The 15,323-nt window shown below is 46.4% G+C and carries 10 protein-coding genes; 2 read left to right on the forward strand and 8 right to left on the reverse strand.

Annotation, left to right across the window (positions count from 1 at the left end):
* The first annotated feature begins 61 nt into the window (after positions 1–61).
* Complete coding sequence (locus MMA19_RS20150; protein WP_240207066.1) at positions 62–1,357, forward strand: DEAD/DEAH box helicase; 1,296 nt, start codon at positions 62–64, stop codon at positions 1,355–1,357.
* Positions 1,358–1,455: 98 nt separating this feature from the next.
* Here the strand turns inward: MMA19_RS20150 and MMA19_RS20155 are convergent, their stop codons facing one another.
* From MMA19_RS20155 to MMA19_RS20165, 3 genes are all read right to left on the reverse strand, one after another.
* Positions 1,456–2,691, reverse strand: a complete 1,236-nt coding sequence (locus MMA19_RS20155; RefSeq protein ID WP_198557522.1) for a methyl-accepting chemotaxis protein — start codon at positions 2,689–2,691, stop codon at positions 1,456–1,458.
* Between the two features lie 194 nt (positions 2,692–2,885).
* The gene (locus MMA19_RS20160; protein ID WP_240207067.1) at positions 2,886–4,613 is read right to left on the reverse strand and encodes a transporter; all 1,728 of its coding nucleotides are present in this window, start codon (positions 4,611–4,613) and stop codon (positions 2,886–2,888) included.
* 81 nt (positions 4,614–4,694) lie between these two features.
* Positions 4,695–6,089, reverse strand: a complete 1,395-nt coding sequence (locus MMA19_RS20165; RefSeq protein WP_198557519.1) for a glutamate decarboxylase — start codon at positions 6,087–6,089, stop codon at positions 4,695–4,697.
* A gap of 509 nt (positions 6,090–6,598) precedes the next feature.
* Here MMA19_RS20165 and MMA19_RS20170 point away from each other — a divergent pair.
* Positions 6,599–7,864 (forward strand): RidA family protein, encoded by a 1,266-nt coding sequence (locus MMA19_RS20170; protein ID WP_240207068.1) that lies wholly within the window; start codon positions 6,599–6,601, stop codon positions 7,862–7,864.
* A gap of 92 nt (positions 7,865–7,956) precedes the next feature.
* Here the strand turns inward: MMA19_RS20170 and MMA19_RS20175 are convergent, their stop codons facing one another.
* The 5 genes from MMA19_RS20175 to MMA19_RS20195 form a co-directional block, all read right to left on the reverse strand.
* Positions 7,957–8,508: a cupredoxin family protein gene (locus tag MMA19_RS20175; protein ID WP_124940803.1), complete on the reverse strand. Its 552-nt coding sequence runs from the start codon at positions 8,506–8,508 to the stop codon at positions 7,957–7,959.
* A gap of 57 nt (positions 8,509–8,565) precedes the next feature.
* On the reverse strand, positions 8,566–11,688 hold the full coding sequence (locus MMA19_RS20180; protein ID WP_240207069.1) for an efflux RND transporter permease subunit: 3,123 nt from the start codon (positions 11,686–11,688) through the stop codon (positions 8,566–8,568).
* Positions 11,685–13,397 carry an efflux RND transporter periplasmic adaptor subunit gene (locus MMA19_RS20185; RefSeq protein WP_240207070.1) on the reverse strand — a complete coding sequence of 571 codons (1,713 nt, stop codon included), beginning with the start codon at positions 13,395–13,397 and terminating at the stop codon, positions 11,685–11,687. Before MMA19_RS20185 ends, MMA19_RS20180 begins: the two co-directional genes overlap by 4 nt.
* 20 nt (positions 13,398–13,417) lie before the next feature.
* Complete coding sequence (locus MMA19_RS20190; protein WP_240207071.1) at positions 13,418–14,800, reverse strand: TolC family protein; 1,383 nt, start codon at positions 14,798–14,800, stop codon at positions 13,418–13,420.
* An 86-nt stretch (positions 14,801–14,886) separates the two neighbouring features.
* Positions 14,887–15,276, reverse strand: a complete 390-nt coding sequence (locus MMA19_RS20195) for a hypothetical protein (protein ID WP_096441575.1) — start codon at positions 15,274–15,276, stop codon at positions 14,887–14,889.
* Positions 15,277–15,323 lie beyond the last annotated feature (47 nt).

Consider the following 15,323-nt stretch of genomic DNA (forward strand, 5'->3'; position numbering starts at 1 on the left):
CATTTTGTTGATTGGTTAACGAGAAACACCAAATACCGCCATCTGCTTTTAGGAACAACGAATGTCATTTTTATCACAAGGTTTTTCATCCGAGATCGTGCAAGCACTGACCGAGTGTGGTTATGAAAAACTCACTCCAGTTCAACAACAAGCGATTCCACATGCTCGTCGTGGACACGATATTCTGGCACACGCTCAAACCGGCACAGGTAAAACAGCCGCTTTCTCTTTGCCAATTATTCAACAGATTGTTGATACTCCAAAGGCTCGCACTCGTGGAGCGGTACGTGCACTTATTCTGGCGCCAACTCGTGAATTAGTGGATCAAATCGCTAATAACATCGAAAGCTACACTCAATACGTCGACGTGTCAGTTGCAGCCGTGTTTGGTGGTGCGAAAATGTCGTCTCAAGAACGCAAACTTGAAGCTGGTGTCGACATTCTGGTTGCAACTCCGGGTCGTCTTATCGAGCATTTGGAGCTTGGTAACGTTAAGCTTGCTAATCTTGAGTTCCTAGTCTTCGATGAAGCGGACCGTATGCTTGATATGGGCTTCATTAGTGCAATTCGCACTATCATGAGCAGCGTTAACAGCCAACCTCAAACCATGCTGTTTTCCGCGACATCATCACCTCAGATGAACGCCCTAGCACAAGATCTATTGCGTAAGCCTAAACGCGTTATTGTCAACGCAGAGAACTCAACCGCAGATACTGTTGCTCACGTAGTTTATCCCGTAGATGAAGATCGTAAGCTTGAACTACTGTCAGAGCTAATTGGTCGCAAAAACTGGCAACAGGTTTTGGTTTTCGTGAATTACAAAGAGACCGCCAATGAAGTGGTAAAAGAGCTCAAACTTGATGGTATTAAAGCGGTGCTTTGCCATGGAGATAAAGCACAAAGCTCTCGTCGTCGCGCTCTGGAAGAATTTAAAACAGGTAAGGCTCGTGTGATGGTGGCAACAGAAGTTGCGGCTCGTGGTTTAGACATTCAAGGTCTTCCGCACGTTGTAAACTATGACATGCCATTCCTAGCTGAAGACTACGTACACCGAATTGGTCGTACTGGCCGCGCAGGTCAGCAAGGTCATGCTGTCTCTTTCGTTAGCCGTGAAGAAGAACTTACTCTGGTTCAGATCGAGAACCTAATTCAACACCGCATTAAGCGTATCCAACTTGCAGGTTACGAGCCAGCAAACCGTGATGCTTTGCTACAGAAAATGCACACTAAACCAGCTTACAAAGACCGCCAAGGTCGTACTAATAATGCGAGCGAGCAAGGCTCTGCAGAGCGCAGATTACGTCTGATGCGAGCGATCAAAAACAAGTCGACTAAAACAACTCGCCTAAAAGGTTAATCGCCGTTTAACTAGCGAGCACCATTAAAAAACGCAGTCGTTAAACGCTGCGTTTTTTGTTTGTCTGTCGACCTATCTCTGTCACTATCGTTACTCAGTTATTTCGCAATCGACTCCAATGAAGCATCCAAGCAGTCCGATATCGTCACCAACTCATCCTTAGCACGCACAACATTGTCGGTACTTTTAGTGCAGTCGAGCGCCAACTTATTCACCACCTCTAAACTGTCGATAGACTGCTCACATAGGTGCAGTGTTTCTACCGAGTCGTTACAGATCTGTTCATTCAGTGCCAGAAGCTGATTATAAGCGACAGTTATATCGTCAAAGCTGGCCGTGGACCGCGTGGTCACTTGAGATATTTCACTCACACTGCTCTCACTTTTCGCAATAGCTGATACTAAAGTACTCGCCGTATCGATAAGTTGTTTGGTCATGGTTTGAATTTCCGACACAGCGTTTTGGGTGTTCTCCGATAAGGTTCTTACCTCTCCCGCTACGACTGCAAAACCCCGTCCAGCTTCGCCAGCCCTAGCGGCTTCTATGGCAGCATTCAGAGCAAGCAAATTCGTCTGCTCTGAGATCGAAGTAATCACATGCAAAACATCCCGAACCTTCATCGAAACATCGGTCAGTACATTACTTGATTGATTTGCTTCTGCCATTTCGTGTCTGAGTTGATCGACATCTTTAGTTAGTTGCTGGTTGTTCTCCTGAATCGCTAAGAACTGATTGGAGATAGATTGGCTTGCATCAAGACTGCGCTGTGCTTCTTGCTCACCACGGCTTATCGCCACTTGAATATTGTTGATGTCTGACGTGGTATCGGCTAGCTGAGTCACCTGGGTTTTGAACAAGTCATCTAAATCCGAAGAAGCACTTTCGATATGGTGAGTGCAACGCTGAAGCTGCTCAACTGAACCATTAACATCATTGATAAGAGAAACCAATTTATTGAGAGTACTATCGACAGCCGAACCAATCTGACCGAACTCGTCTTGTCCTGAAAAGCCAATTCGGTGGTCAAGCTGACCGCGCTGAACCTGCTGCATAGTATCAATGATGTGTTTGAGAAGCGGTAAGATATTCTGGGAGATGCCGGTGGATAAGAACAGCACCAACCCAACGACTACCAATGAAAAGACAATAATCGCAGCAGGCGATAGTAGTAATTGAACGCCATCGCCACCCGATAACACACCTAAAGCGTACAAATTTGATATACATAGAACAACAATACCCAAACAACCTACAATGCCCGGTAGCAGCATTTTTACTGGCATACTGATGTTCATAAACAGCCTATCTCGCCAGCCAATCTCAATATCACTCATTTCCATTCCCTTGATTTTCTGACCTTACGGTCAGGATATTGAGCAGTATTTAGCCGATAGTGTCAACTTATTCTGATATTGGAGTGTGAGTTTTATGATGCCTACGGTTTTATGAATCACATATAGATAGCACAAGAAAAAACGGCACAAAGAGTGCCGTTTTTCATTAGTATCGTATTCAGCTCATAAGACTATTAGCTGATGACCATTGCGATATAGCCAAGGATTAAAACGATAACGGAAGTTAGCGCATATGGCACTGGATAGCCAATCGCGGGCATGTCACTTTGAGTGGCATCTTGAGCTCCTTTCATTGCAGGTGTGCTATTCCTACCACCAGCGCAAGCACCAGCAAGAATGGCCGGATTCATCTTACGAACATACAGACCATACAACCAAGCTAATAACGGTGGAACAAGCGCTGCTGTCACGCCAAGTAACGCTATTTTAATCACAATAATGCCTTGAAATGAGGCTAGGATCTTAGGCCCCACAGTCGCAGCTAGCACCGCTACGAATAAATTAAGGCCAATATCTTGTAAGAAGCTTCGCGCCCCCTCACTCATTGGGCCGCCAAACGCCGGATTACGAGTTCGTAAGAACGAGAACACGATACCAGTAAGCATACAACCAGCAGATGTACCCAAGGCAAATGGGATTCCTGCAATGGTCACACTCAAGTGGCCAAACACATAACCTACCAGCAATGCTAACGCTAAGTAGAATGTTTCTGTGACTGTGCTCTCTACAATGGGCACACTATTCAACTGAGAAGCCGTTTGTTCTACACTCCACTGTGAGCCTGCAATACGAACAACATCACCCACTTCTACCGTTGTATTAGGTAATAGTGGTTGTTGATGACCTTGTCGAAATAGCGCTTTGAAGTACACGCCAAAACCCACCTCAGCATGCAACTGAGCAATAGTTTTACCTGCATGTTCTGATTTACCCACATGGATGTCAGCAACTTCAATATCGACATTGCGCGCTCGAGGTTCGTCAACTTCATTGCCAATATCTGCTTCACCTTCTTTGATAAGAGCACTGTATTCACCACGAACACCGATAACATCACCTAACTGTAACGTTGGGTTCGCCGAAGCATCCAACACTTCATCGCCCCGCACGACTTTTAGCACCACTGCATCGGGGAATTGTTTATAAAGATTTTGGACCGAGCGCCCTACCAACTCTTCATGGGTCACCTTATAGGCACGAACATCGATAGGCAAAGCACCAACGTCTGAAAACCCAAAGGTGCTGGGGAGTTTCTCATTGTCATCGCCGGTAGAAAACTCTTTCTCTGCGTCTTTACCTGCTTTTACTGGATCAATACCAAACATCGAAGGTAAGTATTTGATTAACAGAATAATGAGCACCGTCGACAATACATAACTGATGGCATAGCCCGCAGCGATATTAGCACTGACTTGATCAGCGCTCATCCCCGCCGGCGGCACAAAAGCCCCCGAAGTGATCGCCGATTGTGCGACACCCATTACTGCGGTAACGGTATAGCTTCCAGAGATGATACCTGCCGCATATCCAGGCTCTAATCCCATCAACTTGGCGCCAATCACGACGATGGCGAAGTTACTAAAAACAACGATTAGCCCAATTACGACAAAATCTAAGCCACCTCTCGCCAGTCCGGAAAAGAACTGAGGACCTACTTTCATGCCAATGGCGTACATAAACATCATTAAGAAGATGTCCGATACTAGCCCCGGTTCCTCAATTTTTAATCCAAAGACTGAAAATGAGGTCAACGCCAACGCAACACCAACAATCAATGTACCTGCCGTTGTACCAAGGCTCACACCTTTAACAGTAATACGTCCTAATGGGTACCCTATCGCGAGTGATAGAAATAGAAATACAAATGGGTTTTCAGATAAGTAATTAAAAAGAAAAGACATGATCTCACCTGCTACATTGTGATTGAAGCAGCAGAGCAATGCGACGCATCGCTCTACCGATTACCTAGAGCGGTGGCAACCTTAGCCGTGGTTAAAGTTGCTAGACTCGTCGGCATCACTGCCGTTAACCACTGGGTGCTTGTCAAAGAAATCAACACAATGTTGCAAGTCAGAAATCAGCAAGTCCGCCATGTCTCGACTAAAACCGTGACGTACGAGAATACGCATAATAACCAGATCTTGGCGATCCGCAGGCATTGCATACGCTGCAATCTGCCAACCACGAGATCGAATGCGATCCGATAAGTCATAAAGGTTGAAGCCTGGGTTTGCACCTTTCTTGATAGACCAACTTAGTGCTGGAATACCACCGTGGCCATCGTAAATGATTTCAAACATGCCCATCTTCTCAACTTCTTTGGCAATGTAGCGTGCCGTTTCGTAGCATGCATCATGAATCTTTTTATAGCCTTCTTTACCCAATCTTAAGAAGTTGTAGTACTGCGCAACGATTTGTCCCCCTGGGCGAGAGAAGTTCAATGCAAATGTTGGCATGTTACCGCCAAGATAGTTTACATTGAAGATCAAATCCTCATGCAACGCATCAGCATCACGCCACACGACCCAACCCACACCCAATGGCGAAAGCCCAAATTTGTGGCCGGAAGCATTAATCGATTTAACACGAGGCAAGCGGAAGTCCCATTCTAAATCAGGGTCACAGAAAGGCGCTAAAAACGCACCACTGGCGCCATCAACGTGAATAGGAATATCTAAGCCTGTTTCTTCTTGAAGCTTATCTAGCGCTTCATGAACCGCTTTTACTGGCTCATACTGGCATGTGAACGTCACACCAAGAGTCGGCACTACACCAATAGTGTTTTCGTCACAACGTTTGATCACTTCTTCAGGTGTCATGATGAGGCGATCACCTTCCATTGGAATCTCACGAAGTTCAATATCCCAATAGCGCGCAAACTTATGCCAACAAACCTGTACTGGGCCACAAATAAGATTTGGTTTGTCAGTAGGTTTGCCTTGCTTCTTCATTTTTTCGCGCCAAGCCCACTTCAATGCCATCCCGCCAAGCATCGCGGCCTCGCTCGACCCCGTCGTTGAACAACCCATTGGGTTCTCTGCATCTGGCGCATGCCAAAGATCCGCTAACATATGAACACAACGCGCTTCGATCTCCGCCGTTTGTGGGTACTCATCTTTATCAATCATGTTCTTATCGATGCATTCATCCATCAATTGATGAACTTCATCTTCTACCCATGTTTGACAAAATGTCGCTAAGTTCTGACGCGAATTACCGTCTAGCATAAGTTCATCGTGAACAACTTGATAGGCATGTTCAGGTGCGTGCTCATTCTCAGGGATTCGATACTTGGGCATAACCACTGACAAATCTTTGGAAGAGTAAACATCATCTAACATTGAACCACGAACAGCTGACTTTTTATGAAGAGGCATAATCAATCCTTTATATCATTGAAACTATTGCGTAAGTTGTCATTAAGCATTTGTTTTAAAAGGCACAACGACGTTGGATTAAAGTTAGTCGAGATTCCATTGGCGTGCTAGTTTCATATTCGGTTGATAAGATTCAAATCGTTATTAGTAGACTTTTCTGCAGATGAGAGTAGTGCGTCCTTCCAGTATTATCTGGGGGACTAAAGACCATCATTTTCTCAGCTCATGAGATTAAACCGTCAAGAATGCCTAGAAAATTGACAATAACCGTTACCTGAAACCTAACTAGACGCTTAACACAAACGCAATTCGACTTATACCACCCGCTCTCACTGTCAGATAAATCTTAGTGCCAGAAGCTAAGATAAACGCCTCACCATGCATTTAGTGCGACAGTAAATCCGCCCTACTTGAAGCTTTCATTTACCCTTTTGTTAGTTTGGCTCTCTTTTTGCTTATTATTTGTTCGTTTTATCCTAACTAATAACGAAAATTGGAGATACCACTACATGGATAACCGTATCATTAAGGTTTCAAGGAATACTGAAAAAGCGCCCGTAAGCCCAATATCTACACAGTCTGTTACCTTTTCTCACTACAATAATATTTCGGCTCAATTACCCATCGATCCTGCTACCAAGACTCTTATTTCGGGTGGTATAGAGCAGCAGGCAAAACAGTGTCTGAGAAATATCAAAATGATAGTAAACAGCATTGAGCATACGATGAGTGACGTGGTGAAGATCAACGTTTACCTGAAAAACATTACCGACCTCGACAAAGTCAATGAAGTCTATGCTTCCTTCTTTCCTCTACACCGCCCCACATATACGTCACTTGCAGTCGCTGACTTGCCAATGAAAGGGGCGTTGGTGCAAATGGACGCTGTCATTTCAAATGGCGAAGGTACCTACCCTCAAGACCCTTGTGATTTGGTGAAATTAACTCGAAATAGCGTCAACGCGCCGATAACACCACTCTCAAGCCAGACTGTTGCGTTTTCCCACTACAATCATATTTCAGCTCAGCTGCCTATCGAACCAAAGTCGGGGAATGTAGTGACAGGCGGGATAAAAGAACAGACACAACAATGTCTACGCAATATCAAAACGATACTCGAAAGCATTGACGTGCCGATGGATGATATCGTCAAAACAAATATTCATATCACAAAGTTGGAGGATCTTGAGGCCGTTGACGAAGTGTATAAAACCTTCTTCCCAGATTCTTCCATTGCTCGTGCCGTTAATTACTTACCTGCACGCTCCAGTGTGGTTGTGGAAGGCTTAGCGCTGGATGCACTCGTACAAATAGATGCGACCGTTTCTCACGGCGATGGTACACCGCCTCAATTAGTTGAAGACCGTCACGGCATCGTTATTAAGGCAACCAATACCGAAAAAGCACCGTTAAACGCCCTATCGACGCAAAGCGTGGCCTTCTCTCACTACAACAATATCTCAGCGCAACTGCCTATTGATCCTTCGATTGGTAAGATTGTTGCTTCAGGGACAAAAGAACAAGCGATGCAATGCTTCGAGAACATTAAAGCCATCGCAGAAAATATCGACCACGTGATGGATGATATTGTTAAACTCAACATTCAGCTAAAAGACATGAATGATTTGTGCGCACTAGAAGAAGTATTGAGAAGCTATTTCAGTGATTTGTTGCCAGCGTTGACCGTTATCGGCGTATCCAGTTTACCGTCTAATGCGGTAGTTCAAATAGATGCCATTATGTCGAACGCCGAAGGTACGCCACCGAACAAATAGGCTAATGGCAGCTCGGTGACAAGGTTTCCTGCTGACCTGAGTGCCCTTGAAGTTATCTTCTAGGGCACTTTTACTAACGAAACACCGATCTATTACAATGTGATGCTCTTAACCATCCCAGCTTCTGCATGGCCTGGAATGTTGCAAGCAAACTCGACTTGTTTCTCACCATGAAAATGCCATAGCAACTGTCCTGCTTTGCCTGGTTCAAGATAAACCACGTTGCCCATACCATGATGATCATGTCCCGCTGGCATCGATTTCATCATTTCACGGTGTTCCAATTGTTCTGCAATAGAACCGATAGAAAACTCATGGTCGATTTTGCCAGTGTTCATGACCACAAACTGAACGACGTCATTAGGTTCTATCTTAACATCACGCTTAAAAGTGATTTTCATGTCATCCGTTAAAATCACATGTACCACTTTATCGGGTTTCGCTCCCTTGGCAGGCATACCCACAGCAGACATCCCGTCCATGTTCATCATATTACTATGGTCCATCTTAGCGTCGTCCATATTAGAATGATTCATCATGCCATGGTCCATATTGGAGTGATCCATTTTCGAATGATCCATACCTTCTGCCATCACGGCGGTTGAAGCGATGGTAAGAGCTAATGTTATCAGTGTTTTTTTCATGATTGCTTCCTTTTTAAATAAGTGATTAGCGGCCTCTTCATTAGAGGCCGCCAACGGTTATTGGTTAATTTCTTTTGATTTCCATAACTTGTAGATAGCCGGAAGGACCAGCAATGTGAGCAGTAATGCGGACGCCATGCCGCCAATCATTGGAGCGGCGATCCGTTGCATCACTTCAGAGCCAGTACCTGACCCGTACATAATTGGAATAAGACCGATGATGACTGTTAACACCGTCATCATGACGGGTCGCACACGCAGCCCTGCGCCTTCTCGGATTGCCTCGGTTAACATATCGCGCGTTAGTGGTGCTTGATTTTCTTGTGCCGCTAGTTTGCGTGCATGCCATGCTTGATTTAGGTAAACCAGCATAATGACTCCAATCTCGACCGCTACCCCAGCAAGCGCGATAAAGCCCACTCCTACAGCAATCGAGAAGTTGTACCCAAGGTAATGCATAAGCCACAAGCCACCTACCATGGCGAGCGGCAGTGTCCCCATAATGACCAGCACTTCACCGACCCTTCTAAAACTCAGGTAGAGCAGCAACATAATGATGGAGAGAGTGACAGGCACAACAACGCTCAAACGCTCTTTGGCGCGCTCCATATACTCATATTGACCAGACCACGTTAGCGAGTACCCCGCGGGTAGGGACAACCGCTCCGCCACAGTGTTTTGAGCTTCGGTGACATAAGACCCAAGATCGCGCTCAGCAATATCAACAAACACCCAGCCGTTCGGGCGAGCGTTCTCAGTCTTAATCATTGGCGGGCCATCTTCATAACGAATTTCCGCCACATCTGCTAACGCTATTCGAGCACCATTTGGAGTGACAAGAGGCAGGTTCTGTAGCTTCACCACCGAATCACGATAATCTTGTGGATAGCGAACGTTAATTGGGTATCGCTCCAACCCTTCCACTGTCTCGCCCACATTCATACCACCCACTGCCGTTGACACAACTTGCTGAACATCACTGACGTTCAGACCATAACGCGCGGCGGCGAGTCGTTTGATATCAATCGTGACATATCGTCCACCCGCTACCCTTTCGGCATATACCGACACCGTACCTTGAATCGTATTGAGGATAGGTTCGATATTGGCACCTATCTCCTCGATGACTTTGAGATCAGGTCCAGCTATCTTGATACCAATAGGCGTCTTTATCCCTGTAGCCAACATATCGATACGAGTCTTAATTGGCATTACCCACGCGTTTGTTAGCCCTGGGAACTGAACCAAATCATCAAACTCCTTACGTAGTGATTCTGTGGTAACGCCATCTCGCCACTCTGAGCGAGGCTTCAAGTGGATAGTGGTCTCAATCATGGTTAAAGGGGCTGGGTCAGTGGCAGTTTCTGCACGACCAATCTTGCCCCACACAGTCTCGACTTCAGGAACGGTCTTGATCAACTTGTTGGTTTGTTGAAGCAGTTCACGTGCTTTACCAATCGAGATACCAGGATAAGTCGTTGGCATGTACATCAAATCCCCTTCATCCAAAGGCGGAATAAACTCACTACCTAACTTACTGGTCGGATAGAAAGCCGACCCCATCAAGACGATAGCCAGTACAATCATCGATTTAGGGTAACGAAGACTTAGGTTAAGCATGGGTCGATACAAGACAATCAACGCTTTGTTGACGGGATTTTTATGTTCGGGCAGCACTTTCCCACGAATAAAGTACCCCATCAGCACAGGCACCAAAGTAATGGCTAAACCCGCAGCTGCTGCCATGGCGTATGTTTTGGTATAAGCGAGAGGTGAGAACATTTTGCCTTCCTGCCCTTCAAGCGCGAACACAGGAACAAAGCTCAATGTGATAATAAGCAAGGAGAAAAACAGCGGAGCACCGACTTCTTCTGCTGCGCGTCCGATAACTTGCCAGCGGTTTTTATCGGTGAGTGGCGTTTTCTCGATATGTTTATGAACATTTTCGATCATCACTATCGCGCCATCGACCATAGCTCCAATGGCAATAGCGATCCCACCTAACGACATAATATTGGCGTTAATCCCTTGCCAGTGCATGACGATAAATGCGGACAAAATGCCGATAGGCAAACTAATAGCAATCACAAGTGAAGAACGAATGTGGAACAAGAACAGCGCACAGACTATGGCTACTACCACGAACTCTTCTGCCAACTTCTTCCATAGATTTTCAACCGCCGCATCGATGAGCGTTGAACGGTCATAAGTCGCAACAATCTCAACGCCATCAGGCAGACCGCGTTGCAGCTCTTCCAGCTTTGCTTTGACATCATGAATAACCTGACTGGCGTTCTCCCCAAAGCGCATAACGATAACGCCACCAACCGCTTCACCTTCACCATTAAACTCGGAAATACCACGACGCATTTGAGGCCCAAGATTGATGTCCGCGATATCCCCCAGCAATAGAGGAGTACCTTTGCTCGTCACCTTAAGAGGAAGCGCTTTGATATCCTCAATGCTACTCAAGTAACCCGTAGTGCGAACCATATGTTCAGCCTCACCGACCTCTATCACTGATGCACCAGTCTCTTGGTTACCATTTTTGATAGCCATGTTGACCTGCTGCAAGGTCAGGTCATAAGCACGTAACTTAGCAGGATCAATTTGGACCTGATACTGCTTGACCATACCGCCTACCGTCGCGACTTCCGAAACGCCAGCAACTGTCTGTAACTCATACTTTAAAAACCAGTCTTGTATACTGCGAAGTTCTGCTAGGTCATGCTGGCCTGTCTTGTCTTGTAGTACGTAGCTGTAAATCCAGCCCACCCCTGTCGCATCGGGACCCAAAGTCGGCTTTGCCTGTGCTGGTAAGTTAGGCGTAACTTGGCTTAAGTACTCTAAAACCCGCGAACGTGCCCAGTACATGTCGGTATCATCGTTGAAGATAATGTACACATACGAATCACCGAAGAAGGAGTATCCCCGCACCGTTTCTGCGCCCGGCACCGCTAACATGGCGGTCGTCAGAGGATAAGTAACCTGATCCTCAACAACCTGAGGAGCCTGTCCCGGATAACTGGTTTTGATAATCACCTGAACATCTGACAGATCAGGAATAGCGTCAACAGGTGTATTCTTCACACTGTACAAACCTGCTAACGTCAAAAAGCAGGTTGCGACCAAGACGAGAAAACGATTATTGATAGACCAACGAACAATGGCTCCAATCATGGCTGACCTCCTCCACGCTGCAGATCAATAAGCACATAGTCCGAACCCTGCTTCGTCACTAAGAAGCGCACCGTTTCGCCTTCAGCGAAGCCAGTTAAATCCACATCTCCTTGAGAAGTGAAGTTCATTTCTCCGGCTTCCCAGCCCCATTCAGCAACGGCGTTGTGACTGAGGGTTATCATGCCAAAATCAGCCATCAACATGGTGATATCCCCTTGAACCCAAACTTGCTCGACAACCCGTTTGTCACTCACTTTGAGATCGATAATGGCGTATTGCCCTGAATCGGTCTTTGCCATTTCAAACTCAACCTGTTGACCCGATTGCAAGGTGTTAAGGTTGACACCCTTGTCCACCGTGAAATCCATAGTCATCCCCGGCCAATCCCACTCTGGTACGGGTTGGTGATTAATGGTCAACATATTGTGCCCTGCCATCACACTCGTGATTTCACCTTGCGCCCACACAGCCTCCGCTGGCGGTTCTACACCGTTGATTCGTGACAAATCCGCACTTTGGCTTGACTCCGAATCCAACATAAATTGCGCAGAGGTCACCACCTTGTCACTTGTGGTCAATCCCGCTAACACCTCAACTCGGTCACGGGCCTCTCGTCCAATGTCGATACGTGCCGAGCGGTATTTACCGCCTCCTTCGGATAACACCACGCGAGTCATCCCTCCAGAGCGAATCACGCTTGAACGAGGTATAGTGAGCACCGCTTGCTCCGTCTTGGGTTGCAGCGCAATGTTGGCAAACATATTTGGCTTCAATTGATGATCTGGGTTAGCAAACTTGAGTCTTACTCTTAGCGTTCTCGTTGCTGGGTCGAGAATCGGATAAACATAGTCAATTTCTCCTTGCCATTCCCTGCCTGATAGCGCGTCTAATGTCATCGTTGTTTGGCTACCCGCTTTGATCCATTCCGCTTGGCGTTCGAACACTTCAGCATCGACCCAAACTTCATCAATTGGCCCCGCGCTGATAACCGATTGAGCTGGGGACAAATAGCCACCTTCTCGGATATTCAATGTAGCCACCACACCATTGCCCAATGCCTTGATATCAATGGTCTGGGACGCTTTGCCTTGCTTGACTATCTGGTTAATTTGAGCTCGGTCTACACCCAGGGAAATTAAACGCTCCGTGGCGCCTTTAACCAAACTACTGCGTCCTGTGCGATGGGCATTAAGTAACTCTTCCTGCGCTTTGACCAGCTCTGGTGAATAAAGCTTGAATAACACATCTCCTTTGTTAACACGCTCTCCCACAGCGTTGATATAGAGCTTTTGGACCCAGCCTGCAACGCGCACATTGGTTTGCCACAAACGACTTTCATCAAAAGCGATATAGCCGACTGTCTCGATACGCGGCGATAGCTTCGCTAGCTTTACCGGTTCTGTTTTTACCCCTAAATTGTTCTCCACCGCCGGGTTGATGTTGACCGTTCCTGGTTTTTCATTACCACCGTTAAGGTCATCGGCGTACACTGGGATAAGGTCCATTCCCATTGGGGATTTACCTGGTTGATCGCGTTGATAGTTTGGGTCCATCGGTGCTACCCAGTACAGCGGCTCTTTTGCTCCCTTTGTACTGGCATTTTCATCGGACGCCTCCGCCATGTTATGACCTCCGACATAAGGAGCGACTAGCACACCAATTCCAGCGCCAACCGCTAAGGCCAATAGCGCAACATTCAATGTCTTCATCTTTGTTTACCTTCTCAGAATTATTGTTGTTTTGATGGCACTGAAAGCACCGGAGTTGAGGCTTGATAATCAAAACCACCCAGAAAATAGGACAGGTCGCTATTGACCAAGCTAAGATCGGTTTCCAACCTCAGCGCCTCTAGCTCTATTGCCAGTTCGTCTCTAGAGGCGGAGATCACATCACTAAATTGCGCAGTGCTGTTTTCATAACCTCTTTCTACAGCTTTGGTGCGAGCTTTAGCCTGAGAAAGGAGACTTTGACGATAACGTTCAAGACGTTCGGTGAGGTTTTGCCTATCCATTGTCAGTGCACTGACTTTGGCGTACATCTGAGAAAGCAATGCATCCTTATTAGATTTGGAGGCGACCACTTGATACTCGGCAGCGGCATGATTTTTATCCTGACGATTACCAGTGAACAGAGGAATATCCATCGTGACATAAGCGCTCACTAAATCTGGCGCTGGCTCACCGCGCATATTGTTAGCTTGTCGATGGGCATACATCGCTTCAACGCCAAACTGCGGTTTGTACGCTTCCTCTGCAATGGCTACTTGGGTTTCACTTGCAGCTATTTCAATATCTGCCATGCGAGCCATTGGGTGCTGATTAAGAATGGCGTAGTAGTCCGAACGACTGTGCTCTAAAAGACGACCTTCCAACCTCAGCCAGTCTGAAGTCGTGGTCGCCTTAAGAGTCGGCTGATTAGACAACCATTGAGCACCTAACCATTCGGAGAGCTGAGCAATCAGGCGATTTTGCATTTGACGGTTGGCCTGCAACTTTTCATCCAGCTTACTGACCTGCAACTGAGACTGAATCAGATCTTGAGATTCACTGTTACCAATGGCGTAGTTAGTTTGGATAAAGCGAACCATTTCTCGCATTAGGCCCTGACTTTCCAGCAGCACACGCTCTGACTGTTGCTGAAATCCCAGCTCATACCACAGCTTTGAGATACTGTTTGCTATCTCAAGCTCACGTGTCTGTACTTGAAATTCAATACCATCAGCTTGCTTTTGCGTTTTTTGGTTTTGCAGGGCTAACGTCGACCCTCGTCCAAACTGTTGCATCAAACCCACTGACACGTTTGTCATGGGATCTTGGTCGAATTGAAAGCTGTCCGTTGGTAGACCGCCAACGCCAACTTTTATTACTGGATCTTTCAGCGTAGCGCTAGCAATCCCAGACTGCCTTAACGATTCTGATTGAGCGTAGAATCGAACTCTACTTGCATCATTGGCGATCGACAATTCGATCAGCTGTTGCAGCGTCACTGAACCAAGCTGTTCCTCGCTTGGGTTATTAACTTGCATCGTGGCGACATTGTCTGCCAAAGCAGACATCGGCATCCACAAGGCGGCGCTCACGGTAAGCGCAACCAAAGTAATAGATTTGTTCACGATAGTATCCAATCTGCGCGCTTAAATAATAAGCACGATTAAAAAGCTTCTTAGAGCTCTAAGAAGGGCTAAAAAATTAGATTGGATTACGCTCTAGGGGGTCGATCGAGGCCGTTTGCTCGATAAATAGGACTAAACGCAAGTTCGAGCGTTCTTTTGGAGAAGAGATAATGATGAATACCGTGCATTAAGTCTGCACTGATAACCCCAACACCGTTCGCACACGTTGCGCTACAGCAATTATGCTTTGATTCACCACCACACTCACTGACGGCGGTTTGCTTAGAAACATTATGATGGGAGTTTGTGGAAGAATCGACACTAGCAGTACAATCTACCATTGCACCATGTTGAGAAGACAAAACAATATCATTAGAAAAAGCCATCGTTGGTGCACTAACGGCTAACGTTGATGCTAACAGCGCAACAATCGTCAGTAACGACATCCAACGTTTTCTAATAACACTAAAGCGCATAACAAGCCTTCTACGAAAAATCTTTTTGAGTGTAGACCCTCCCCTAA

This window comes from Vibrio sp. CyArs1, assembly GCF_022432925.1.
GTDB classification, from domain to species: domain Bacteria; phylum Pseudomonadota; class Gammaproteobacteria; order Enterobacterales; family Vibrionaceae; genus Vibrio; species Vibrio mediterranei.

What these genes read in the sequence shown, in the direction of transcription:
- MMA19_RS20150 (WP_240207066.1), top strand. Translation starts at nt 62, where the DNA reads ATGTCATTTTTATCACAAGGTTTTTCATCCGAGATCGTGCAAGCACTG.
- MMA19_RS20155 (WP_198557522.1), bottom strand. Translation starts at nt 2,691, where the DNA reads ATGAGTGATATTGAGATTGGCTGGCGAGATAGGCTGTTTATGAACATC.
- MMA19_RS20160 (WP_240207067.1), bottom strand. Translation starts at nt 4,613, where the DNA reads ATGTCTTTTCTTTTTAATTACTTATCTGAAAACCCATTTGTATTTCTA.
- MMA19_RS20165 (WP_198557519.1), bottom strand. Translation starts at nt 6,089, where the DNA reads ATGCCTCTTCATAAAAAGTCAGCTGTTCGTGGTTCAATGTTAGATGAT.
- MMA19_RS20170 (WP_240207068.1), top strand. Translation starts at nt 6,599, where the DNA reads ATGGATAACCGTATCATTAAGGTTTCAAGGAATACTGAAAAAGCGCCC.
- MMA19_RS20175 (WP_124940803.1), bottom strand. Translation starts at nt 8,508, where the DNA reads ATGAAAAAAACACTGATAACATTAGCTCTTACCATCGCTTCAACCGCC.
- MMA19_RS20180 (WP_240207069.1), bottom strand. Translation starts at nt 11,688, where the DNA reads ATGATTGGAGCCATTGTTCGTTGGTCTATCAATAATCGTTTTCTCGTC.
- MMA19_RS20185 (WP_240207070.1), bottom strand. Translation starts at nt 13,397, where the DNA reads ATGAAGACATTGAATGTTGCGCTATTGGCCTTAGCGGTTGGCGCTGGA.
- MMA19_RS20195 (WP_096441575.1), bottom strand. Translation starts at nt 15,276, where the DNA reads ATGCGCTTTAGTGTTATTAGAAAACGTTGGATGTCGTTACTGACGATT.